At 61.6% G+C, this 21,144-nt stretch carries 25 protein-coding genes, 1 tRNA gene and 2 pseudogenes; 11 read left to right on the top strand and 17 right to left on the bottom strand.

From position 1 onward, the window contains the following. Positions 1-72 precede the first annotated feature (72 nt). Positions 73-480 carry a DUF6882 domain-containing protein gene (locus LB559_RS00490; protein WP_224672845.1) on the top strand — a complete coding sequence of 136 codons (408 nt, stop codon included), beginning with the start codon at positions 73-75 and terminating at the stop codon, positions 478-480. Positions 481-566: 86 nt separating this feature from the next. Here LB559_RS00490 and LB559_RS00485 read toward each other — a convergent pair whose 3' ends face one another. Beyond that, a complete protein-coding gene (locus LB559_RS00485) occupies positions 567-1,052 on the bottom strand; it encodes a BA14K family protein (RefSeq protein WP_013531805.1) in 486 nt (161 codons plus the stop codon). A 257-nt stretch (positions 1,053-1,309) separates the two neighbouring features. On the opposite strand from LB559_RS00485, the gene LB559_RS00480 reads away from it, so the two are divergent. After that, positions 1,310-1,385 (top strand) — tRNA-Lys (locus tag LB559_RS00480). Positions 1,386-1,632: 247 nt separating this feature from the next. On the opposite strand, the gene LB559_RS00475 is transcribed toward LB559_RS00480, so the two are convergent. The 8 genes and pseudogenes from LB559_RS00475 to dprA form a co-directional block, all read right to left on the bottom strand. After that, positions 1,633-2,103 (bottom strand): nucleoside deaminase, encoded by a 471-nt coding sequence (locus LB559_RS00475; RefSeq protein WP_224672844.1) that lies wholly within the window; start codon positions 2,101-2,103, stop codon positions 1,633-1,635. A 129-nt stretch (positions 2,104-2,232) separates the two neighbouring features. After that, the gene (locus LB559_RS00470) at positions 2,233-3,294 is read right to left on the bottom strand and encodes an ABC transporter ATP-binding protein (protein ID WP_064995844.1); all 1,062 of its coding nucleotides are present in this window, start codon (positions 3,292-3,294) and stop codon (positions 2,233-2,235) included. 41 nt (positions 3,295-3,335) lie between these two features. Beyond that, positions 3,336-4,157 carry a carbohydrate ABC transporter permease gene (locus tag LB559_RS00465; RefSeq protein WP_224672843.1) on the bottom strand — a complete coding sequence of 274 codons (822 nt, stop codon included), beginning with the start codon at positions 4,155-4,157 and terminating at the stop codon, positions 3,336-3,338. Then, positions 4,158-5,096 (bottom strand): carbohydrate ABC transporter permease, encoded by a 939-nt coding sequence (locus LB559_RS00460; RefSeq protein ID WP_013531801.1) that lies wholly within the window; start codon positions 5,094-5,096, stop codon positions 4,158-4,160. Beyond that, positions 5,096-6,433, bottom strand: a complete 1,338-nt coding sequence (locus tag LB559_RS00455; RefSeq protein WP_224672842.1) for an ABC transporter substrate-binding protein — start codon at positions 6,431-6,433, stop codon at positions 5,096-5,098. Before LB559_RS00455 ends, LB559_RS00460 begins: the two co-directional genes overlap by 1 nt. Before the next feature lie 62 nt (positions 6,434-6,495). Then, on the bottom strand, positions 6,496-7,155 hold the full coding sequence (locus LB559_RS00450) for a GntR family transcriptional regulator (RefSeq protein WP_013531799.1): 660 nt from the start codon (positions 7,153-7,155) through the stop codon (positions 6,496-6,498). A 23-nt stretch (positions 7,156-7,178) separates the two neighbouring features. After that, complete coding sequence (locus tag LB559_RS00445) at positions 7,179-8,063, bottom strand: dihydrodipicolinate synthase family protein (RefSeq protein WP_224672841.1); 885 nt, start codon at positions 8,061-8,063, stop codon at positions 7,179-7,181. Positions 8,064-8,208: 145 nt separating this feature from the next. Beyond that, positions 8,209-9,267 (bottom strand): annotated as a pseudogene (gene dprA, locus LB559_RS00440) (DNA-processing protein DprA); the annotation flags it as partial. Between the two features lie 57 nt (positions 9,268-9,324). On the opposite strand from dprA, the gene LB559_RS00435 reads away from it, so the two are divergent. After that, positions 9,325-9,756, top strand: coding sequence for a hypothetical protein (locus LB559_RS00435; RefSeq protein WP_224672840.1), 432 nt, complete (start codon positions 9,325-9,327; stop codon positions 9,754-9,756). 59 nt (positions 9,757-9,815) lie between these two features. On the opposite strand, the gene LB559_RS00430 is transcribed toward LB559_RS00435, so the two are convergent. The 3 genes from LB559_RS00430 to LB559_RS00420 form a co-directional block, all read right to left on the bottom strand. Beyond that, positions 9,816-10,409 (bottom strand): helix-turn-helix domain-containing protein, encoded by a 594-nt coding sequence (locus tag LB559_RS00430; RefSeq protein ID WP_224672839.1) that lies wholly within the window; start codon positions 10,407-10,409, stop codon positions 9,816-9,818. Next, the gene (locus LB559_RS00425; protein ID WP_224672838.1) at positions 10,406-10,717 is read right to left on the bottom strand and encodes a hypothetical protein; all 312 of its coding nucleotides are present in this window, start codon (positions 10,715-10,717) and stop codon (positions 10,406-10,408) included. The genes LB559_RS00430 and LB559_RS00425 overlap by 4 nt, the downstream gene beginning before the upstream one ends. Before the next feature lie 70 nt (positions 10,718-10,787). Beyond that, positions 10,788-11,771, bottom strand: a complete 984-nt coding sequence (locus LB559_RS00420) for an IS1595 family transposase (RefSeq protein ID WP_224672837.1) — start codon at positions 11,769-11,771, stop codon at positions 10,788-10,790. 102 nt (positions 11,772-11,873) lie between these two features. On the opposite strand from LB559_RS00420, the gene LB559_RS00415 reads away from it, so the two are divergent. Further along, the gene (locus LB559_RS00415) at positions 11,874-12,113 is read left to right on the top strand and encodes a DUF6471 domain-containing protein (RefSeq protein WP_224672836.1); all 240 of its coding nucleotides are present in this window, start codon (positions 11,874-11,876) and stop codon (positions 12,111-12,113) included. A gap of 27 nt (positions 12,114-12,140) precedes the next feature. Beyond that, positions 12,141-13,013: a hypothetical protein gene (locus LB559_RS00410; protein ID WP_224672835.1), complete on the top strand. Its 873-nt coding sequence runs from the start codon at positions 12,141-12,143 to the stop codon at positions 13,011-13,013. A gap of 100 nt (positions 13,014-13,113) precedes the next feature. On the opposite strand, the pseudogene LB559_RS32800 reads toward LB559_RS00410, so the two are convergent. The 4 genes and pseudogenes from LB559_RS32800 to LB559_RS00395 form a co-directional block, all read right to left on the bottom strand. Continuing rightward, positions 13,114-13,203 (bottom strand): annotated as a pseudogene (locus LB559_RS32800) (hypothetical protein); the annotation flags it as partial. Beyond that, a complete protein-coding gene (gene plsY, locus LB559_RS00405; protein ID WP_024503489.1) occupies positions 13,200-13,787 on the bottom strand; it encodes a glycerol-3-phosphate 1-O-acyltransferase PlsY in 588 nt (195 codons plus the stop codon). The pseudogene LB559_RS32800 and the gene plsY, both read right to left, overlap by 4 nt. Before the next feature lie 60 nt (positions 13,788-13,847). Further along, complete coding sequence (locus tag LB559_RS00400; protein WP_127366083.1) at positions 13,848-15,134, bottom strand: dihydroorotase; 1,287 nt, start codon at positions 15,132-15,134, stop codon at positions 13,848-13,850. Further along, a complete protein-coding gene (locus tag LB559_RS00395; RefSeq protein ID WP_013531794.1) occupies positions 15,131-16,090 on the bottom strand; it encodes an aspartate carbamoyltransferase catalytic subunit in 960 nt (319 codons plus the stop codon). Before LB559_RS00395 ends, LB559_RS00400 begins: the two co-directional genes overlap by 4 nt. A 193-nt stretch (positions 16,091-16,283) precedes the next feature. Here LB559_RS00395 and LB559_RS00390 point away from each other — a divergent pair, with 193 nt between their 5' ends. The 3 genes from LB559_RS00390 to LB559_RS00380 all read left to right on the top strand — a co-directional run bounded on the left by LB559_RS00390 (position 16,284) and on the right by LB559_RS00380 (position 19,030). After that, positions 16,284-17,912 carry a DNA alkylation response protein gene (locus tag LB559_RS00390; RefSeq protein WP_013531793.1) on the top strand — a complete coding sequence of 543 codons (1,629 nt, stop codon included), beginning with the start codon at positions 16,284-16,286 and terminating at the stop codon, positions 17,910-17,912. Positions 17,913-18,119: 207 nt separating this feature from the next. Beyond that, positions 18,120-18,689, top strand: coding sequence for a hypothetical protein (locus LB559_RS00385; RefSeq protein WP_013531792.1), 570 nt, complete (start codon positions 18,120-18,122; stop codon positions 18,687-18,689). Further along, positions 18,689-19,030, top strand: a complete 342-nt coding sequence (locus LB559_RS00380) for a DUF6105 family protein (RefSeq protein ID WP_013531791.1) — start codon at positions 18,689-18,691, stop codon at positions 19,028-19,030. The genes LB559_RS00385 and LB559_RS00380 overlap by 1 nt, the downstream gene beginning before the upstream one ends. On the opposite strand, the gene ruvX is transcribed toward LB559_RS00380, so the two are convergent. After that, positions 18,948-19,454, bottom strand: coding sequence for a Holliday junction resolvase RuvX (gene ruvX / locus LB559_RS00375; protein WP_224673094.1), 507 nt, complete (start codon positions 19,452-19,454; stop codon positions 18,948-18,950). The two genes, LB559_RS00380 and ruvX, sit on opposite strands and share 83 nt — an antisense overlap. Positions 19,455-19,576: 122 nt before the next feature. Between ruvX and LB559_RS00370 the strand changes: the two genes are divergently transcribed. From LB559_RS00370 to gatC, 3 genes are all read left to right on the top strand, one after another. Then, a complete protein-coding gene (locus tag LB559_RS00370; RefSeq protein ID WP_024503487.1) occupies positions 19,577-20,284 on the top strand; it encodes a metal-dependent hydrolase in 708 nt (235 codons plus the stop codon). Positions 20,285-20,338: 54 nt separating this feature from the next. Then, on the top strand, positions 20,339-20,725 hold the full coding sequence (locus LB559_RS00365; RefSeq protein WP_411970019.1) for a hypothetical protein: 387 nt from the start codon (positions 20,339-20,341) through the stop codon (positions 20,723-20,725). 130 nt (positions 20,726-20,855) lie between these two features. Further along, the gene (gene gatC / locus LB559_RS00360) at positions 20,856-21,143 is read left to right on the top strand and encodes an Asp-tRNA(Asn)/Glu-tRNA(Gln) amidotransferase subunit GatC (RefSeq protein WP_013531787.1); all 288 of its coding nucleotides are present in this window, start codon (positions 20,856-20,858) and stop codon (positions 21,141-21,143) included. Position 21,144 lies beyond the last annotated feature (1 nt).

Genomic DNA, 21,144 nt, shown 5'->3' with positions numbered 1-21,144 from the left:
GGAGAATGAAGCCAGACTGGTATCCTGCTTGGCGCGACGGCCGTTGAGCAACTGCATGCCAAGAATGACCGCTTGCATAGAGATTTTCGCCTCGGCAGTTGGTCACGCTATGACTATGACCTCACGGCCGGAAAGCTTCTGTTCTCGGATGAAGGAGGCGTCAAGATCGTCACTGAGATCCAGATTGCAGGCTCCACGAGCGCCAAGGCCAGCAATTGGCTGTGGGCTTGGGCAAATTCGAATTTGCCCAGCGAGCTTCTCAGCGACGCCAAGCTGGTTCGCTCCTTCGGCGAGAAGAACAGCATAGATGAGTTGGCCCAGGCCTATGTGCCCAACGCCGGCAATGACCTGGAAGCGCTGGGTTGGGAATTGACGGGAACAATGGTTCGAATTTGCCATGCTCTCGGTGCGTATCGCTCACCGCGTGGTGAGGGTGGAGCGCTCTATTTGATTTTCAAAAGTATCAGCTGGGCGAACTGAACAGCACTCTCGCGCCTGGGCACGTCGAAAAATGGCCCGCGCTGTTGCCGGCGCAGGCCATTTTTACTCGGTACTCACACTTCGGATCAGTAAGGCGAGCGGCACTCCTTGCGAGGGCCGTAATTCGGCTGGAACGTGTTGTCCGAAGCACGGTAGCTGCGATAGTGGTCGTAGCACCACTGGACGTGGGCGTTGCCCCCGTAGACGCGGTTGTTTTCGTTGTTGATGATTGCCCCGGTAATCAGCGCGCCGGTAGCGAAGGCCGCAAGCGGGAACCAATAATCGCCGTGACGACGGTAGCCGGGGCGATATTCACGATAGCCCCGATGGCCGTTCCAATACGCGCCGCGATTGCGGGAAAAATTGCGGTCACGCGAAAAACTGCGGTCACGCGAAAAATTGCGATTGTAGCGGTCCTTGCGCCACTCCCGGTACTGGACTGTCTGTACATCCGGCACCGCGACCTGGGACTGCGGCACATAGTTCGGTTGGGCATTAACCGACACCGCCTCCGCCGCAACGAATGTGGCGGAGAGAGCGGTCGCCAGCAGGCTCGTTGTGATTCTGTTCATTGGTCTTCTCCTCGATGGTTTGGCGGACGTCCCTGTGCCCGAAAAACGAGCGGCGCATACAATTGTTCCCCAGACTGGATGCCACCGTCAGGCATAAATGGCAGCGTTCCTTGGCCGTTCTCCCCCCGACAGCGCGTGGGACAAGTGCCGCGACAGGGCGAAGCCGCCCGTGTTTGCGAGACCTCTTTTTCCGGTTGACCGGTCGAGGCACTCTCCCTATGTTCCGCGCAATTTCGAGGGCCGCCTTTCGCCCGCGGGAGCGCGTAGCTCAGCCGGTAGAGCAACTGACTTTTAATCAGTAGGTCATGGGTTCGAATCCCATCGCGCTCACCATTGTTTTAGCGTTAAATATCAGCCACTTAGGGCCTTTGAGTCTTTGAGAAAGCAGCGACTGTCCGAGTTTTCACGGCCTGCACGCCCTTCTCAAGGATCTCGCCACGGGCAACGCATGACAAGATCGTCCCACTTCGGATCGTTGATTCTACAAGTCTTTGATTTTGTTGAACGGCGGCGGCGACTCCCACCGCGATCCGACAGTCACTGCTGCCATTGATCGACCTTACCAACCGGTACAAAGCCGTCAGCGCTTCCAGAAATCGCGGTGCGGTGCGAGCATCTCGTCGGCGATTTCGGGGAAGGGGCCAAAGACCTCGATCTTTTTCTGGCCGGAGCCGAGGACGGTGCGCGAAGAGAGGCTCATCGTAGGATTCTCCGCGTGATCCCCGGTGAGCGCCAGGAGCTCGGTCTCCTCTACCCCGTAAACCAGCCGCCCGATATTGGCCCAATACATCGCGCCGGCGCACATCGCGCACGGCTCGAAGGTTGAGATCAGCGTGCATTGCCACAGGAACTCCGGCTCGTAGGCAGCCGCGGCGCGCCGGGCGAGCTCCGTCTCGGCATGGCGCACCGTGTCGAGATTGCCCTGCCGCATCAGCACGCGGTCATCCGGCCCGACCAGCACGCAACCAAAGGGATGATGCCCATGCGCCGCCGCCTCGCGCGCGACCGCGCCGGCGGATCGAAGGTGGGCGAGCATCTGATCGCGTGTCATGGCAGCATCCAACAACGCCTACATCCACCCGATGAGCGGCTCTTTGATCCGAGATTGCTGCCAAGCGACGCGAGTGGCAAGAGCGAACCGTGGCTTGAGACCTTTGCGCCGGGATATCAGACCTTTGCGCTAGAATCGCCGACCGGTCTTGGCGTCGAACAGATGAGCACAGGCGCGGTCGATCTCGATGCGCATCTGCGCGCCTTGCTTTAGCGCAAGCCGCTCCCGGAACAGGCAGGAGATTTCCTCGCCGGCGCAGTCGACCCTGGCGAAGATTTCCGAACCCGTGGCTTCCAGAAGCACGATCGTGCCGGCAATACCCTGGGAAATCGTTGCTCGGATATGTTCGGGACGGATGCCGTAGATGAGTTCACCCGCGGGAATTTTTGCCAGGTTGATGCCTTCCGGCAACGGTAGGGTTAGCCCGCTGGCGCTGCGGAAAACGCCTTCCTCGACGCGGCCGGCAATGAAGTTCATGGCCGGCGAGCCAATGAAGCCGGCAACGAACAGATTGGCCGGACGGTCATAGAGGTCGAGCGGCGCACCGATCTGCTCGACAAGGCCGTCATGCAGCACGACGATCTTGTCGGCCATGGTCATGGCCTCGATCTGATCATGCGTGACGTAAATGGTGGTGGTGCCCAGCCGCTGGTGCAACGCCTTGATCTCGCCGCGCATCTGGACGCGCAATTTGGCGTCGAGATTGCTGAGCGGCTCGTCGAACAGGAAGACTTGCGGGTCGCGCACGATGGCGCGGCCCATGGCGACGCGCTGGCGCTGGCCGCCGGAGAGCTGGCGCGGATAGCGGTCGAGCAGCTTGTCGAGGCCCAGGATGCTGGCGGCCCTGCCGACGCGGCTTGCGGTGTCGGCCGGATCGGCTTTCTTGATCTTGAGGGCAAAGCCCATATTGTCCGCCACCGTCATGTGCGGATAGAGCGCGTAGTTCTGGAACACCATGGCGATGTTGCGGTCGCGCGCCCGCAGATTGTTGACGGTGCGATCGCCAATGGCGATCCTGCCGCCCGAGATCGTTTCAAGTCCGGCAATCATGCGCAGCAGCGTCGACTTCCCGCAGCCCGACGGGCCGACCAGGATGACGAACTCGCCGTCAGCGATATCGACGCTGACATCGTGGATAATCTTGGCCGTTCCGAAAGCCTTTTGCACGTTGTTGATTGTGACCGATGCCATTGGGTTTTCCTCGAAAAAGAGTGCGATGTCGTAGCGTGCCTTCAGCCGCCCTTGACGGCGCCCGCGGTCAGTCCGGCGACGATCTGCCTTTGTGCGAACATGGTCAGGACCAGTACCGGCAGTGTCACCACCAGGGCCGCGGCGGCGAGCGGCCCCCAGCTCACTTGCTCGTAGGAGAGCATGTTGTAGACGGCGACCGGCAGCGTGCGCGTCTCACGGCTGGCGAGCACCACGCCGAAGACGAAATTGTTCCATGAGAAGATGACGGACAGGATAAAGGCGACCACTATGCCCGGCTTGGCGATGGGCAAGGCGACCAGCCGGAACACCTGCCAGGAACTGGCGCCGTCGATGTTGGCGGCCTCTTCCAGTTCCATCGGGGTGGTCTCGAAATAGCCGATCATCACCCAGACGACGATCGGCACGGTCACCACCAGATGGATGATGATCTGCGGCCACAGCGTGCCGAGAATGCCGACCCATTGGAACAGCAGGAACAGCGGGATGAGATAGGAAAGCCCCGGCGTCATGCGGGCGATCATGATGACCACCGCCGACCGCTCGGCCTTGAGCCGCGCGATGCCATAGCCGGCCGGCACGCCGATCAGCAGCGCCAAAAGCGTCGCCGTGCCGGTCACCAGAACCGAATTCCAGAGATAGAGCAGGAAATTGTTCTCCTCGAACACTTTTGCATAGTTCGACCAGGCGAGATGTTCGGGGATCAGGATCGGCGGATAGGCGCCGTTGTCGATCTCGAATTTCAGCGACAGCGAGATCATCCAGAGGAAGAACAGGATCGCCGGCGAGACGAAGACCAGGGCCGCGACGAACAGCCCGATCCGGTTGAGCAGTCGTGAACTCATCTATTTGCCCTCCACGCCGATCCACTGCGAGCGCTGGCGCAACATCAGGAGGATGAAGGACAGGGCGACGATGACGATGAAGAACACCACGGCCATGGCCGAGCCATAGCCGATGTCGTAGTAGGAGAAGGCGGTGTTGTAGAGATAGATGTTGATGGTCTCCGAGGCCGTGCCCGGCCCGCCCTGGGTCATCGCATAGATGATGTCGAAACTCTTCAGTGCGTCGATGGTGCGGATGATCACCGCGATCATCAGGAACGGCGCGATCATCGGCAAGGTGAGATAGCGGAATTGCTGCCAGGCATTGGCGCCGTCGATCTCGGCGCTTTCGAACGGCTCGCGCGGCACGGACGCCAGGCCGCCGAGCACGATCAGCATCACCAGCGGCGTCCACTGCCAGGTCTCGACCGCAACCAGCGACGGGATGACCGTGTTGGCGTTGAAGATCCATTCCTGCGCCGGAATGCCGACCAGCGACAGAAGATAGTTGAGGACGCCGAGCTGGGGGTGGAACATCATCGTCCAGACCAGCGCCACGGCGACGGGCGTTGCCATCATAGGCATCACGAAGACGCCGCGCAGCAGGCCACGCAGCGGAAACCTGGCGTCGAAGATCAGGGCGGCGATGGTGCCGAGCAACATCGGCGCGGCAACCGAAAGGAAGGTGTAGCTCAACGTATGGAGAAGCGATTCCCAGAAGCGTTGGTCGTACGCCAGCCGCAGATAATTCTCCATCCCGGCAAAGCTTCGCGACTGGCCGAGCGTCCAGCGGTTGACGCTCATCCACAGCGTGAAAGCCCAGGGAAAGACGATCACGGCGCCGACGACGACGAGCGCCGGAACGACGAAAGGCCAGTAGTTGGGAGCCAGCCGGATCGTCTGGCTCCCTTCGATGGCTTGCGTCGTCACCCCGGTGCGTTCTGGGGTGGTGGCGGACATCAGCCTTGCTCGCTCCTGTCGAGGACCGGCTGGAATTGGTCGGTAGCCTTCTTCAACTCCTCGGCGGGATCGGCGCCGGCGATCAAATTGGTCAGCGCCACGCCGTAGATGTCGCGGAACTCTGTGACCGGGATGATGACCGGCAGCGACAGCCGGCTGACATTGCCGGAGCCGACCACCGCATCGAGCCAGCTTGCCGGCATGGTGACACCTTCGCGCACCTTTGGATCTTCGAGCACCGATTTGCGGAACGGTACGCCGGCGCCTGCCTGCAGCCGGCGCGCGCCCATGACCGGCGACACTGCCCACTGGCAGAACAGATAGGCGGCCTCCTTCTTCTCGCTGGTGGCCGTCACGCCGATACCGTCGCCGAAGGTGCCAGCCGCGTGCGCCTTGGGACCCTTGGGCATGACGCCATAGCCGACCTTGCCGACCACCCGCGATTTTTCCGGATTTTCCATCGGCGGGGCAAAGCCGACGCCATCGAACCACATGCCGATCTTGCCTTGCAGGAAGGCGGACTGCGCTTCGGCCCAGTTGAAGCCAGTGACGCCTGGAGGCGCGGATTTGGTCATCAGCCGCTGGTAGAGGCTGGCGGCCTCGATCGCCTCGGGCGACGTCGTGCGCAGCTTGCCCTGAGCGTCGAGTGGCGTCATGTCGTAGCCGAGCATGAGCGATGTCCACACCGGCGTGTTGGCGTTCTTGATGCCGCGGGCGACGAAACCGTAAGTATTGGTCGACGGGTCGGTCAGCGCCTCGGCCGCGGCCACCAGCTGCTCGAAGGTTTCGGGATATTTGAGGCCCTTGGCCTCGAACAACTCCTTGTTCCAGTAAACGATCCAGTAGTCGACCGAGAAGGGCAGCGAGCGCAGCACGCCCTGACCGTCCTTGGCGAACAGCATGCCGGCGTCGGCGAAATCGTTTTCGACCAGACCCGGATCGGTAAGGGTGGGGTCGGCGAGATAGCCTGATATGTCGGCAAGCCAGCCGCCTTTTTCGAACTGCCGCTTCTGCACATGGTAGCTCAGATGCACGACGTCGAAGCTCGGCTTGCCGGAGCTCAATTCGATCACCGTCTTCTGGCGCTGCTGCTGCTCAGGCGTTGCCTCGGCATTGACCTTGATCCCGGTCAACTCCTCGAACTCGGCGAGATATTTTATCAGGGTGTCGCTGCGCGGGCTTTTCACCAGATTGACGTCGAGCGTCGTGCCGGCAAAGCGCTTCCAGTCGACGGCCGCGGCAAAGCCTGGGCGAACACCCACAAGGCCGGCGGCGGCAAGTGCCGCGGTTCCCTGGAGGAGTTGCCTCCTGGTTGGGTTGAACAGATTGGACGACATTTCTTCCTCCCGGTTGCTGTCGTTGTCGAATGCGTCGCGACCGCGACGCGGCTCATGCTTCCTCAGATTTGCAGCGCCAGCCGGCGCGCCTTGTCGATGTGCAGGCTGATCGCCTCGACCGCCTTCTGCGGGTCGCGGCTTTCCATGGCTTCGATGACCGCAAGGTGCTCACGCATGACCGGCACGACGCGCCCGTCGATGCGGAAGCGCTCCTGATGGATCAGCCGGATCTTCACCGAGTTGACCAGATAGGCCTTGGCGATGATCTCGTTGCCCAGCGCATCGATGAAAGTGTCGTGCATCGCCCAGTCGATGCTCTGCGCCCTGGCTTCCATTTCCGGCGTCGGCGCCTGCGAAAGGGCTTGAGCCAGCATCTCCTCGTGTTCGCGCCGCAGGCGGGCAAGTTCGTCATCGGAAGCGCTGGCGGTGAACAGCGCCACCGCTTCGCGCTCCATGAACAGGCGGAACTGAAAAGCCTCGCGGATCAGGCTGATGTCGATATGGGCGATCTGCATGCCGCGCTGCGGGATCGTCGTCAGAAGCCCTTCGGCCTCGAGACGCGGCACGATTTCGCGAATGGCGCCGAGCGGCAGACCGGTGAAGGCGACCAGTTCGCGCTGCGATACGAACTGGCCCGGCAGCAGATCGCGGGCCAGCAAATGCCGCGTGAAGCTGGCATAGGCTTTTTCCCTAAGCGTGGTCGGTTCGCCGCCGTCTTCCATTTCAGCGCGTATCCCTTTGCCGGTCAGGCTGATTCCCTGGCAAACAGTCTGTCATAGGCGTCAGCCAGCTGTTGTCTCCCCTGCGAACCGATCGGCTCCAGCGGCGGACGGACCGCCAGCCAGCGGTCGTCGCTGGTCTTGCGCGCCACCATGACCTTCACCGCCGGCGTGACCGGATATTTGAGCAATTCGAGCACGAAACGCTCGACACGTGTGTCGTCGCGCCCGTCCTCGGCCATGGCCCGGATTTCGCTGGTAACGAAATTGGCCATGCCGGAGATTGCGCCTTGAGCACCAATTCGCACGGCTCGTGCCAGATGCCGCTCGTCACCGATCAAGATCACCAGATCGCCATGGGCGCCGAGCAGCGCCTCGCTGTAGTCCCAATCCCCGCCGGAATCCTTGACCCCCGCAATGACATCCGGAAAAGCCGTACGCAATCGGCCGATCAGGTCAAGCGAGAGCTGCACCATGGTGACCGACGGAATGTTGTAGAGCAGAACGCCACGGGCGAGGGGACCGAGCACGGCAAAGACAGTGGAAAACCAGCCGAAAAGACCATCGTCGCCGACATTCTTGAAGTAGCTCGGCGGCGCCAGCAGAATGTTGCGGGCGCCGCGCTGCAAGGCATGCCGGGCCTGCTCAGCGGCATCCTCGGCCGCATCGACCAGCACGCCGGCAACAAGCTGATGCGGCAAGATACCGGCAGCCAGCATGGCTTCAGTCACTGACCGCCGTTCCGAGGTGCCCACCGACGCGCCTTCGCCGGTGGTGCCGAAAAGCGTAACACTGGTGCACCCCTCCGCCAGGCAACGCCTGGCCTGGGCGACCATGAGGGCGGTGGCGATCTGCCCGGAGGCATCGAAAGGCGTGGCGAGGGCGGCCGAAAGGCCAAAACGTGATGTCACCGGGGGTCTCCGAAAAGAAGTTCGAAGGCAGTGATATCTCACTAACATGTCAGTTGTAAATCGGTCTGGCGCGAATTTTCTGTCCCGGATGACGTGGGCGAATCTTCTTGCTGGGAAGCGAACAGCGTCACACCGGAGATGTCGGTCAGACAGAAGAATCCCCCAACACCAGCGAAACATTGCCGCCGGCATGGCGTTCTAGCCGGCCGGCGAGGTCGAGTTCCAGCAGCACCATGAACACTTGGGCCGGGTGCAGGCGGGTATGGCGGATGATCTCGTCGACCGGCACTGGGGTCGGGCCGAGCGCCTCGATGACGCGGGCGCGGTCGCTTTCGCGGGGCGGTGGTGCGGCCAAGAAGTCGGGCGGCTCTTCGAACGGCGGCACGTCGGGCGCTCGCATGCCGGTCAGCGGCGCGATTGCCCTGGAAATATCCGATGCCTCGGTGACCAGGGTGGCGCCATCCTTGAGCAGGCCATTGGCGCCGGCGGCGCGTGGATCGAGCGGTGAGCCCGGTACAGCGAAGACCAGTCGGCCCATTTCGCCGGCAAGCCTGGCGCTGATCAGGGACCCAGAGCGTTGCGCTGCCTCGACCACCACCAGCCCAAGGACCGCACCCGCGACAAGGCGGTTGCGGCGCGGAAAATCCTGAGCGCGCGGCTGCCAGCCGAACGGCATCTCCGAAATGATGGCGCCACGCTCGGCAATCTCTTCGCACAGGCCTGCATTTTCAGGCGGATAAGGCTGGTCGAGGCCGCCGGCCAGCACGCCGATCGTGCCGGTCGCAAGACTGCCCTGATGCGCCGCTGTGTCGATGCCGCGCGCCAGGCCGGAGACGATTGCGTAGCCGTCGCGGCCGAGGTCGGCTGCCAGCATGCGCGCCATCTTGATGCCGGCCAGCGACGCGTTGCGTGCCCCGACTATGGCGACACCCGGCAGCCGGAAAACAGCTGCGTTGCCCTTTACCGCCAGCAGGGGCGGCGGATGATCCATGTTGCGCAAGAGGGGTGGATAGTCTGCTTCACCGATGCCGACAAAGCGGGCGCCGGCCTTTCCAGCTGTTTCCAGTTCGGCCTCGGCCTCGGCAACGGACGGGATGCGGGCGATCCGGATGGCGCCGCCCGAAATCATCAGTTCCGGCAGTATTTCAAGCGCCGCTTCGGCTGAGCCGAAGCGGTTGATCAGGTCGCGAAAGGAGGCAGGGCCCGGTATTATGGCGCAAACGCCACGGGATTTGAATCCAGCCTGAGCCTATCTTTTGGCATGGATCACAAACCCGCACTGTACGCCTTGCTCCGCCTTCACGCTGAAATCGGCGGCAAGATCAAAGAGAACAAGGTGCAAGCCTTGAAGCTCATCGAAGACATGAAGCATGTCGAGGCGGTGCTTCACATGCTTGAACCGGGCTTCAATGCCCGCACCATCGCGCCGAAGCGCCGCAACAATCCCAATCCGCTATTCAAGCGCGGCCACGTCATACGGGCCGCCTTGGGCGTTCTCAGGGCCGCCACCGCTCCAATGAGTGCGGAAGAGATCGGCATAGCCTTGTTGCGCTCCAAGGGCGTCCCTGAGCCTACACGGGCGGAGATCGAATTGATGTATGGGTCCGTGAGCGCATCGCTCAAAAACAACAGGGACGTGATCGTTCATGAGGGGCGTCCGCGCCGCTGGTCCTTGGCACGGGACGGCAACTAAAAGCAGGCCCGCGCTTCTCCGCGAAGCGCGGGCCTATCGATTGGTCAACTTAAATAAATCTAAGCTGCTTCCAACCCTGCATCCCAATGGCCATCGTCCGCACCGTCGCTTCCCGGCGATTTTCTGTGCATCTTGGAACGATAGAAATTCAATTCTAGTTCGTCCTTCACGTCGAAGACCGACATCGGCTTGACCCCGTCAAACAGCCGGTCAAGACCGTCCTCCAATTTTGTCTTTGCATCGCACGCCTTCATGTTATGGAGTTTGAAGGCGCTCTTTAGGGCGAAAATCCGGAATAGTTTTTCACTTCCCGGCGACATCGGCAGCACATTTGTTTCGCACCGCGAAAGATGCTCGACAGACAGGTCGATCTTCGAAGCAAGTTCTTTCTGCTTCAAACCAAGCACCTTACGGACGAACTTGATATCTGCCCCGAAGAGTTTCCTCGGGTGCAAAAGCCGAGTCATCACAACGGACCAAAGCAGGCCGTCGAGATCGGGGATCATGTAGCTGACCACTTCTCCAGTTGCTTCGTCATAGGTCACTTTGACCGAATCATTCAGTACGACCTTAAACGGCGCTCCCAAGTCCTTTGCCTCGAACTTATCGACAACACGGGCCACCGTCTTCCCCCCATGCTGGACCAGTTTCATTTCTCGCTCCTTCTCACCTTAATGATACGCAACAGTTCAACTTCGTATTCCGACGAAACGACGGCAATCATGATCTCCAACGTGATGTCGTCGACCGTTATGCCGCGCACGTCCCAAAGACCGCGAGCGTCCAGCATGTCGCTTCGAACGACCTTGCCGGTTCTCAAGACGTGGTTCACGTCAACAAGGTCGATTTTCAGCCGGCGCATCGTCGCGGCAATCGTCGTGTTGACTACAAGCTCATAAGCGCCCGTCTCAACCCATTCGTTGATGTAGGTCGTCTCGATGTCGTGCCGCACCGCCGCCAATGGGGATCTCCGCCTTGGATTTCACAGACGGGCATAATGGAGAGAAATTGACATTTTGTCAATTCCTACCTCATGCAGCCTTGCGGCGCTGCCAATAGCCGGTGAAGTCGACCGATGGCTTCCGCTTCAAGGCGTTGCCGGCAAGACGCTGGACCTGTTCGCCGTTGGTGTTGCGGCGGTTGTCTTCGCGCCATGCCGCTTCCTGAGCGTAGCGTAGCAAGTACACACCAGCGATATGGTGGTGGTGGCCGATCTCGGCGCGGCGAAGTCTGCTGAAATATTCTTCCGCCATGTTCGTGCAAGCGCCGTCTGCGCTGTATGCCTCTTGGTGGTTGATGCGCTTCATTTCGAAGCGGGAATGCAGGCCATTCCATGCCGCTGCTTCGTCGGCATGAACAACCGTGCCGTCATCAACACGCGACTTAATCCACGCCAGCGCCGCGCCTTCCGTGCCGAAAACTGCCGGCAGCGAATTGCCGTTGCGCTCGCGGATGATGACAACTGCCTTGCGCTTGCCGTTCTGGTTTTCCCAAAGGCGACGGTCGAGACGGTTTTCCTTGCGGTTGGCAGGCTTCACATAGCCACCAAAATAGCCGCCATCAACCTCGGCAACCTTCCCTTCGCCGCCGACTGTGCGGCCCTTCATCTCTTCAGCCATCGCTTCGCGCATCTTGTGGCCAAGAACGAAAGCGGCCTTGTAGGACAAGCCCAGGTCGCGAGACATGGCCAACATGCTCTTGCCCTTGACCTCATTGCAGAAGATCGCGATGGCGGCGAGATAGCCGCGCAGGGGCAGCTTGTGCGAGGCAAACAGCGTCCCTGACGTGATGCTGAAATCCTTCTGGCAAGCGCGGCAGCGGAAGCGGCTGGCACCATTCGGACGGCGGCAATCGTAGGCGTCAACGCCACCGCATGACGGGCAAACCGGCTGGCCGTCCGTCTCGGCCCAACGGACCTTGCGGAACACCGTTTCCGCTTCCACGTCGGTCATGCGGAAGACCTGAGCGAGGCTCAGGGTCTTTGCTGCCGAAGAGAGGAGGAAATGTTGGGCCACGGTGTTCTCGTTTCTGAGAACACCTTACCGTATGCGATATCATTGTCAACATGAAATTATCGTATATGATAACCAGTCTTCGGATATGAGATTGGAGAACACATGATATTTGCCACGACTGAGAAAGAATGGGCCGAACGCGCCGCGCGTCACCTGAAGGTCGAGCTAAAGCGGGCCGACCTGACATATGACGACTTGGCCGAACGGCTCAAAGAACACGGTTTCAACGAAACGAAGGCCAGCATTGCCAACAAGTTGGCGCGCGCGACAGTCTCCGCACATTTCTTTTTGGCTGCCCTTGCGGCCACCGGCTCTGAAGGTGTCAAACTAGAGGATATCTAGTTCTTCAGATCGGGGGATCGTGGGGGAATGAAAAAACAGAAGAGGCTATATATTCGGGCGGCTATGCCTTGGATCATAGCAGCGCTTTTCACCGTTTTGTGCGCTTGGATAGTCTTAAGCTCAGAGGCGTTTCAGACCTGCATAAGCACACCACAGAATGAAAGCGGCGAGCAGAATCTTATAGAAGGTGTCGCCGCGCTCTTTATTGCGGGCATCGGCCGATACAGGCTGTGCACTGGCGAGTTCGTGCACGCAAACGGCGAGTCCATTATCGCCGCTTTCACAGTCGTTTTGGCCTATTCGACCATTGGACTGTGGGCGTCCACTTACAAGCTTTGGCTGGCTGGCGAGGCTCAGATCGGGATAGCCAGGGAATCCGCCGATGCCGCCAAGGTTTCGGCTGCCACCCTTGTCAGTGCCGAACGCGCTCACCTGTGGATGCAAAAGGTGACGCTCCACGGCGTCACCAAAGAGGGTACGGGGCCGCGTCCTCTCAGTTTCAGCTACGTCATGCGGAATGTTGGGCACAGTCCGGCATTCATCTTTGATGTAAGAATGCGCTTCTGTTTCGTAACCTTGACGCCCTTCTCTGCCGACAAATTTGCGAGTCCGCCAGAAGACGTTTCTATGTTCATTGCGCCAAACAATGGGACAGGAACATCCGACGCCATACCGATCAACGATGATGACGGGAACCAGGCCACAATGGCCGCCGATGTGGTCGAGAAATATCGGTCCGGCGCGCTGAAACTTTGGGCCTACGGGGTCATTCGCTATAAGGATTCTATTTCCCCAGATCAGCATTCCGCCGGCTTCTGCTACGCCATTGGCTTTGGCGACGGGGGCGACAGTGAACATTGTTCCCCCGACGGCGGCGGCGCCTACTGGACCTACACCTAACAGGAAGACCGAAAGGACAATTGCGCCGATCATGCCAGCACCCCGCTGGCATGTGGGTTTAGCCGGTTCGCCGCGCCCGTGGCGTTTGCGCCATAATACCGGCAGGGCCGACATTCTGGGTGCGGATCAGTCGTAGCCAGCTCAGCCGCTGCCGGTCGCTGAGGCGCGGCCCGGCGGTCGGCTCGCTCATCCCTTGGCTCCGATCTTGCCCTCGGTGCCGGCAAGCAGGCGCGAAATGTTTTCCCGGTGCTTGATGAAAACGATGACGCTCATCACCACGAACAATCCGGCAATTTGCGGCGTGCTCAGGACATAGAGGGCGATCGGCACGATGACCGCCGCCGTCAGCGCCGCAAGCGAGGAATAACGGAAGAGGAATGCCATCACCAGCCAGACGACGGCGAAGATCAGCGCTACCTGCCAGGCAAGGCCGATCAGCACGCCGAGATAGGTGGCGACGCCCTTGCCGCCCTTGAAGCCCAGCCATACCGGGAAGAGATGACCGAGAAAGGCGCCGAGACCGGCCCAGATCGCCAGGTCAGGCGCGAAATAGCCAGCAATCAGCACGGCGGCCGTGCCCTTCAGCACGTCGAGCAACAGCGTCGCCGCGGCTAGGCCCTTGTTGCCGGTGCGCAGAACATTGGTGGCGCCGATGTTGCCCGAGCCGATCTGGCGCACATCGCCGAGGCCGGCCGCGCGGGTGAGCAGAAGCCCGAACGGAATCGAGCCCAGGAGATAGCCGAACACAAGCGCTGGGATGAGGCTGTAAGTCATTGTTTCCCCCGCATTTCCCCCAGTTTGGCCGGATCAGGCGCGGTGCGCGGGTTGTCCGGCTCAGACGGAGAACACTGTGCGGCCCGCAACCAGCGTTTGCAAGACCTTGCCTTGCAGGCGCGCACCTTCGAAACAGGTGTTTTTCGAGCGCGAACGAATGCCGCTTTCGCTGACGATCCAGGGTTCGTCGAGGTCGACAAGCGCAAGATCGGCGACAGCGCCGGGCTTCAGCGTGCCACCGGGCAGTCCGAACAGTTTTGCCGGGGCCGTGGACAGGGTCTCGATCAGCCTCAGCAACGGCACGTCGCCATTGTGGTAGAGCCGCAAGGCCGCGCCCAGCAGCGTCTCCAACCCGATGGCGCCGGCCGCCGCATCGGCGAAGGGCAGGCGCTTGGTGTCGACATCCTGCGGATCGTGCGAGGAGACGATGATGTCGATCGTACCGTCCCTGACCGCCTCGATCATCGCCAGCCGGTCTTCCTCGGCACGCAATGGCGGCGTCAGGCGAAAGAAGGTGCGGTATTCGCCGACATCGTTTTCATTGAGCGACAGATTGTGGATCGCCACGCCCGACGTCACCGTCGCCCCGTCGGCCTTGGCACGCGTTACAGCGTTTGCCGCCATCGCCGTCGAGATCTTCGCCGCATGGTACGAACCGCGCGTCAGCCGCGCCAGCGCAAGGTCGCGTTCCAGCGGGATGGATTCGGCCTCGCGCGGAATGCCGGAAAGGCCGAGCCAGCTGGCGTAGAGGCCTTCATTCATCACGCCGGATGAACCGAGGTCCGCATCCTGCGTCTCATGCACGATGGTGGCGCCGAAGTCGCGCGCATAGGTCAGCGCGCGGCGCATCACCAGCGCACTCGATATGGTGTGGCGGCCATCGGTGAAGGCGACCGCGCCGGCTTCGCGCAGCAGGCCGAACTCGGTCATCTCGCGCCCGTCGAGGCCCTTGGTGATCGCCGCAGCCGGAAAGACGTTGACGATAGCCGTGTCTTTCGCGGTGCGCAGCACGAACTCGACCAGCGCCACATTGTCGATCACCGGGTCGGTATCGGGCATCATGACGATGGAGGTGACGCCGCCAGCCGCCGCCGCGACACTCGCCGACGCAATGGTTTCGCGATGCTCGCCGCCCGGTTCGCCGATGAAGACGCGGCCATCGACCAGGCCTGGAATGATCGCCTTGCCGGCGCAGTCGATTATGGTGGCGCCCTCGGGCGCGCCCTGGTTGAGCGCTGCCTTGCCGGCGGCAACGATCTTGCGGCCATCGACGATGACGGCGCCGACTTCGTCCATGCCGCGCGAGGGGTCGACGATGCGGGCGCGCTCAAAGACCGTTATGCTCATGCGCCGCGGCCCTCTTGATTGCGACGGGGATCGAGCAGCGCTTCCATGACCGCCATGCGCACAGCAACGCCCATTTCGACCTGTTCCTGGATGACGCTTTGCGGGCCGTCGGCGATTTCCGAAGCGATCTCGACGCCACGGTTCATCGGTCCGGGGTGCATCACCAACGCGTCGTCTTTGGCCGCCTTCAGTTTTTCCGCATCGAGGCCGAAATAGCGGAAATACTCGCGCACCGAAGGCACGAAGGCGCCTTCCATGCGCTCGCGCTGCAGGCGTAGCATCATCACCACATCGGCGTCCTTGAGGCCTTCGGCCATCGAACGGGTGACGATGACGCCCATCTTCTCGATGCCGGTGGGCAGCAGCGTCGACGGCGCAACGACGCGCACCTGCGCGCCGAGCGCGTTGAGCAGCATGATGTTGGAGCGCGCCACGCGCGAATGCAGGATGTCGCCGCAGATCGCCACGATCAGCTTCGACAGCGGGCCCTTGGCGCGGCGGATGGTCAGCGCGTCGAGCAGCGCCTGTGTCGGGTGCTCATGCGCGCCGTCGCCGGCATTGACGACAGAGCAGCCGACCTTCTGTGCGAGAAGCGCGGCCGCACCGGCCGACTGGTGGCGGATGATCAATATGTCGGGCCGCATGGCATTCAGCGTCATCGCCGTGTCGATGAGCGTTTCGCCCTTCTTCACCGAAGAGCTTGCCACCGACATGTTCATGACATCGGCGCCAAGCCGCTTTCCGGCCAGTTCGAACGACGACTGCGTGCGCGTCGAGGCTTCATAGAACAGGTTGATCTGTGTGCGGCCGCGCAGCGTCGAGGTTTTCTTCTCGGACTGCCGCGAGATCGCGACCGCCCGGTCCGCCCTGTCGAGCAACAGCTCGATGTCGGCAGGGGAAAGGTCGCGGATGCCCAGAAGATGGCGATGAGGATAGGGGGACGAAGCGTCGGTCATCTCAAGGGGCTGCTATAGGGTGGAGACTTTGCGGCTGCAAGCGCCAGCTTTGCATTGGAGCCGTTCTCCTCATTTTTTTCGTGTAGATGGCCGATTGTATCGGCCGGTATTTTCATCGCGCGCGCTGCATGGCTTGGCTATATCTAGCCGACAGCCTCGGATTCGTGGCTTTCTGACGATAGAAGGATTGGGCGTGACCGACGACGTGACGAACCAGCCGCCGCCGCTGACGGGCGGCAACGCCTGGCGGGGCGATCCGTTGCTGATCCAGCTCGCGGAGCGTTTTTCCGATCCGGTGCGCCGGGAACTCGACGGTCTCGGCCGTTTCGTGCTGACGCAGGAGGCGCAGGAACTGGCGCGCCTCGCCAATGTCGAGACGCCGAAGCTGAGGACGCATGATCGCCAAGGACGGCGCATCGACGTGGTCGAGTTCCATCCCGCCTATCACGCCTTGATGCGCCGCTCCGTGGCCAATGGGCTGCATTCCTCGGTGTGGGAAAACGGCGACACCGAGATCGGCCGCCGCCATCAGGTCCGTGCCGCCCGGTTTTATCTGACGGCGGAGCTCGAGACCGGGCATCTGTGCCCCATCACCATGACCAACGCTTCGCTGGCGGCCTTGATGGCCAGCCCGAAACTGTTTCGTGAATGGGCGCCGCGCGTGACGACGCGCAAATATGACCAGAGCCAAAAGCCGCCGGTCGAGAAAACCGGGCTGACGCTCGGCATGGGCATGACCGAGAAACAGGGCGGCACCGATGTGCGCGCCAATGTGACGAGGGCGGAACGCGCCGGCAGCGGTTTTTATCGTCTGACCGGGCACAAATGGTTCATGTCGGCGCCGATGTCGGATGCCTTCCTGGTGCTGGCGCAGGCGCCGGAGGGGCTGTCGTGCTTCCTCGTACCGCGCGTTCTCGGTGACGGCTCGGGCAACGGCTTCCGCTTCCAGCGGCTGAAGGACAAGCTCGGCAACCGTTCCAACGCATCCTCCGAAGTCGAATTCGTCAATGCCATCGGCGAGATGGTCGGCGAACCCGGTGCCGGTGTGAAGACGATCATGGACATGGTGACGCTCACCCGGCTCGATTGTGCCATCGCCTCGTCGGCGATCATGCGCGCGGGCCTCGCCGAGGCCGTTCATCATGCCCGCCATCGTCAGGTGTTCGGTTCGACCCTGATCGAGCAGCCGTTGATGCAGCGCGTGCTGGCCGACATGGCACTCGATGTCGCCGCCGCCACCGCACTGTCGTTCCGGCTGGCGCGGTCCTTCGACGAGGCGGCCAGCGACCGCGGTGAAGCGGCGTTTGCCCGCGCCATGACGCCGGTCGTCAAATACTGGGTCTGCAAGATCGCGCCGCCTTTGCTCTATGAGGCGATGGAGTGCCTCGGCGGCAATGGCTATGTCGAGGAGGCGCCGCTCGCCCGCTATTATCGCGAGGCCCCGGTCAACGCGATCTGGGAGGGCTCGGGCAATGTCATGGCGCTCGACGTGCTGCGCGTGCTTGGCCGTGCGCCCGGCCTGTTCGAGGATGTGCTGGCCGGCATCGACCGCGATCTCGGCGCCGGCGGACGCGGCACGATCGGCGTGCTGAAGGCGGCGATGCAGGTCGCTTCAACCGACGAAGGTTCGGCTCGGCTGCTCACCGAGCAGCTGGCTCTGTCGGCTGCGGCGGCGGAATTGCGCCGTCTGGGGGCAGGGCGGATCGCCGACGCTTTCGTCGAGACGCGATTGGCCGGCCAATGGCGCAACACCTATGGCATGATCGATTCGCGCCACGATGCACGCATGATCATCGACACGCTCTATCCGCCAGTGAACTGAGCCGCGAGCATCGCAAAAACCGGCGCCATCCACAGTTTTGAGGCGTTGGTTTGAGGGGTTGGTCCGTATCCTCTCGCATATGGCTAATTTCCGTTAACCTTAACAAATGGTTTCCGTTGCGATGGCGAGCGGCAAGGCCCACTGTCCCGGCGCAAGCAGGCAATGGTTCAGATTGGCCGTCTCCTGCTTTGCGAAGCAGGAACACCGATGCGACAGGTACTGACCTCTTTTCTGACCTTGCACTGGACGATTGTTTTCGCCCTGCTTGCGCTCATCTGCATCGACGGAAACCGTGGTGTGGCGGCGGCGCTCGGCGTGATCGGTGCCACAATCGAGGGTACCCGCTTCGTCAACCTCGACAATTTCGTTGTCGTGGCGCCGCTTGCCACCGCATTGCTGGTCGTCGCGGTTCTGTTTTTCTGGGCCTTTGTCGAAGCCCTGGTCAACGACGCGACCAGCCCGGACGCCGACAGCGTTGCCCGCATCGCCTTCATCTGCGCGTCCGGCGTGTTGTCGCTGATCGTCATCGGGGGTGCTGCGCAAGGCATAAACGGGCTGTTCATGGCCGTTGCCGTGCAGCTGGCAGCACTTCTGGCATCCTATGTCGCCATGCTTGCCGAACGGCGGTCCGTGGTTGCGGCAGCGGCTTCGGGCGAAGGCGAGATCCATGCCGTCGCGCACGGCATGGCGAAAGCCGCAGCCCACAATTCGCTGCTTTCACTCATATCAGGCCGAACGGTGTCCAAAACCGGCTCCAATCCCAGGGGAGGCCGCTGATGCGCTACATCTTCGGATTCTGGGCGGCGCCGATGGCGATTTTCTGGGGCTGGTTCTATCTGTCGGCCAATGACATCAATTTCGGCTACGCGATGCTCAGCCGACAGATGCACGACTTCTTCTTCCAGCTCTATGGTCAGATGCTCGGCATCGATCCGGCGATCATCCCCGGCATGGTGGCGAAGACGTGCGTCTTCGACGGGTTGCTGCTGATGGCGCTTTGGGCATTCCGCCGTCGCCGCGAAATCGCCGGCTGGGTCAGACAGCGCTGGGCGGGTCCGGTTCCGTTCGAGCGGATGCGTGGAGCGACTGAAGCCGGTCCAAAACTCCCTGCAGAATAAACGCGGCTGCCGCCGAATCGATCTTACCGGCGCGCTTGCGGCGCGAGAAATCCATCTCGATCAGCGTCCTTTCGGCCGCGACCGTCGATAGCCTTTCGTCCCAGAGCACGAAGGGCAGGTCGCTCATTTGTGCCATGTTACGGACGAAGGCGCGCGATTTCTGCGCACGCGGACCTTCCGAGCCGTCCATGTTGATCGGCAGCCCAATCACCACGGCGCCGGCATTCTCCTTTTGCAGCAAGGCGAGCAGCGCCGCCGCATCGAGCGAAAATTTCCTTCGCATGATGACCGGACGCGGATGGGCGAAGGAAAACCTCTGGTCCGAGACCGCGACGCCGATCGTCTTGTCGCCGAGGTCAAGCCCCGCCAGCGTCTTGCCGCCGGTCAGTCGCGCCGGCAATTCTTCGATCGTGATAATGCCCACCGGCCGTCCTTCGCCTTTCACCACCAGGTGTTTTGTCAAACGCGTGGCGGACAAGTAACCCTTTGATCTCGGGGCCACTGGCGTTCTATCCTTTGGCAAGTCAAAAATCGAGGAATGCATTCATGAAACTGACCTGGTACGGCCACTCGGCCTTTCGGATCGATACCGCTGATGCCAAGATCCTCATCGACCCCTATCTGATAGGCAATCCGTCATGGACGGGTGGCTGGGAGGGCCCGGCTGAGGGTGTCACGCATGTGCTGCTGACGCATGGCCACAGCGACCACATCAGCGGCGCGGTGGAGGTGCTCGGCAAAAGCGGCGCCCAGCTCGTCGCCAATTTCGAGATCTGCATGTATCTGGTCGGCAAGGGCGTCAGCGACAAGAAGATCAATCCCGGCAACATCGGCGGCACCGTCGATTGCGGCAGCTTCACCACCACTTTTGTCCAGGCGCTGCACTCATCCTCGTTCCCGGGCGAGGGCGGCCAGAACACCTATCTCGGCAATCCGGGCGGCCTCGTCCTGCATTTCCCGGAAGACAAAACGCTCTATCACATGGGCGACACCGACATCTTCTCCGACATGGCGCTGATCAACGAGTTGCATGAGCCGAAGATAGGCCTGGTGCCGATCGGCGACCGCTTCACCATGGGCGGCGCGGTGGCGGCACTTGCCTGCCGGCGCTTCTTCAAATTCGACACCGTGGTTCCCTGCCACTTCGGCACGTTTCCGATGATCGACCCGACCGCCGATAAGTTCGAGGCCGGCCTGGAAGGATCCGGTGTAAGGGTGGCGTTGCCGAAAATCGGTGAGACGATTACGATCTAGAAACAGCTAAAGTGGAATAAATCCATGGTATTGGGGCGATCTCTTTGCGTTTCCATGTTTGTCGCGGCGTCGCCCGCGCTGGCCGCGGATGATTTCATCGAAGGCGTCTACCTTCAGTCCGAAGAGCTTTGCACGCAGGCCAAAAAGGACACGCTGCAAACGCTGATCGACGCCGGCAACATCGTGCTTTCGGCGCACGGCCTGCAGAGCGTGGAATACAATTGCGAGTTTCTGCAGGTCAGCAAGGCGACCGCTTCGCCGAGCTGGGCGGTGACGGCCATCTGCCAGGAACCGGGCTACGTCTTCCCGGATGTCCTCTCGGTGACGCAAATGAACGACAAGCAGATCGATCTCGTGTCGGTCCGGCCCGTCAACGACGAAAGCGAAGCAAGCGGCAACAGCGGCAGCTACTATCTGTGCGAGGGCGTTGCCCTGCCGTAGACATCATCCTGTGCGTGGATCGATGGCCGAAGACTAGGCCGCCGCCGCAGCTTGGTCTCTCGCACGATGCATGTTGCGCAGCGCGCGCGGCGCCGCTATAGCCCGAACTGGTTTTCCCCGAGGCAAAAACATGTCCGTAGATCTTCAGACAGTGAAGCGCGTCGCGCATCTCGCCCGCATTGCGGTGAGCGAGGAAGATGCCGAACGGATGACCGGCGAGCTGAACGCCATTCTGGGCTTCGTCGAACAGCTGAATGAGGTCGACGTTTCCGGCATCGAACCGATGACCTCGGTGACGCCGATGGACATGAAGAAGCGTCAGGACGTTGTTACTGACGGCGGCAAGGCAGCTGACATCGTCGCCAACGCGCCGGCGACCGAAGAGAATTTCTTCCTCGTGCCGAAGGTCGTGGAGTAAA

Origin of the sequence: Mesorhizobium sp. BR1-1-3, assembly GCF_020165455.1 — a bacterium.
Classification (GTDB): domain Bacteria; phylum Pseudomonadota; class Alphaproteobacteria; order Rhizobiales; family Rhizobiaceae; genus Mesorhizobium; species Mesorhizobium ciceri.
Note: the sequence above shows the minus strand (reverse complement) of the source record. Positions and strands in the feature narration are given on the sequence as shown.

Coding starts and splice junctions, on each gene's coding strand:
- LB559_RS00460 (WP_013531801.1), bottom strand. CDS start 5,096: ATGTCCGCCACCACCCCAGAACGCACCGGGGTGACGACGCAAGCCATC.
- LB559_RS00415 (WP_224672836.1), top strand. CDS start 11,874: ATGATATTTGCCACGACTGAGAAAGAATGGGCCGAACGCGCCGCGCGT.
- LB559_RS00475 (WP_224672844.1), bottom strand. CDS start 2,103: ATGACACGCGATCAGATGCTCGCCCACCTTCGATCCGCCGGCGCGGTC.
- LB559_RS00430 (WP_224672839.1), bottom strand. CDS start 10,409: ATGAAACTGGTCCAGCATGGGGGGAAGACGGTGGCCCGTGTTGTCGAT.
- LB559_RS00465 (WP_224672843.1), bottom strand. CDS start 4,157: ATGAGTTCACGACTGCTCAACCGGATCGGGCTGTTCGTCGCGGCCCTG.
- plsY (WP_024503489.1), bottom strand. CDS start 13,787: ATGACTTACAGCCTCATCCCAGCGCTTGTGTTCGGCTATCTCCTGGGC.
- LB559_RS00370 (WP_024503487.1), top strand. CDS start 19,577: ATGAAACTGACCTGGTACGGCCACTCGGCCTTTCGGATCGATACCGCT.
- LB559_RS00455 (WP_224672842.1), bottom strand. CDS start 6,433: ATGTCGTCCAATCTGTTCAACCCAACCAGGAGGCAACTCCTCCAGGGA.
- gatC (WP_013531787.1), top strand. CDS start 20,856: ATGTCCGTAGATCTTCAGACAGTGAAGCGCGTCGCGCATCTCGCCCGC.
- LB559_RS00395 (WP_013531794.1), bottom strand. CDS start 16,090: ATGACCGACGCTTCGTCCCCCTATCCTCATCGCCATCTTCTGGGCATC.
- LB559_RS00435 (WP_224672840.1), top strand. CDS start 9,325: ATGGATCACAAACCCGCACTGTACGCCTTGCTCCGCCTTCACGCTGAA.
- LB559_RS00365 (WP_411970019.1), top strand. CDS start 20,339: ATGTTTGTCGCGGCGTCGCCCGCGCTGGCCGCGGATGATTTCATCGAA.
- LB559_RS00380 (WP_013531791.1), top strand. CDS start 18,689: ATGCGCTACATCTTCGGATTCTGGGCGGCGCCGATGGCGATTTTCTGG.
- LB559_RS00485 (WP_013531805.1), bottom strand. CDS start 1,052: ATGAACAGAATCACAACGAGCCTGCTGGCGACCGCTCTCTCCGCCACA.
- LB559_RS00450 (WP_013531799.1), bottom strand. CDS start 7,155: ATGGAAGACGGCGGCGAACCGACCACGCTTAGGGAAAAAGCCTATGCC.
- LB559_RS00385 (WP_013531792.1), top strand. CDS start 18,120: ATGCGACAGGTACTGACCTCTTTTCTGACCTTGCACTGGACGATTGTT.
- LB559_RS00410 (WP_224672835.1), top strand. CDS start 12,141: ATGAAAAAACAGAAGAGGCTATATATTCGGGCGGCTATGCCTTGGATC.
- LB559_RS00470 (WP_064995844.1), bottom strand. CDS start 3,294: ATGGCATCGGTCACAATCAACAACGTGCAAAAGGCTTTCGGAACGGCC.
- LB559_RS00400 (WP_127366083.1), bottom strand. CDS start 15,134: ATGAGCATAACGGTCTTTGAGCGCGCCCGCATCGTCGACCCCTCGCGC.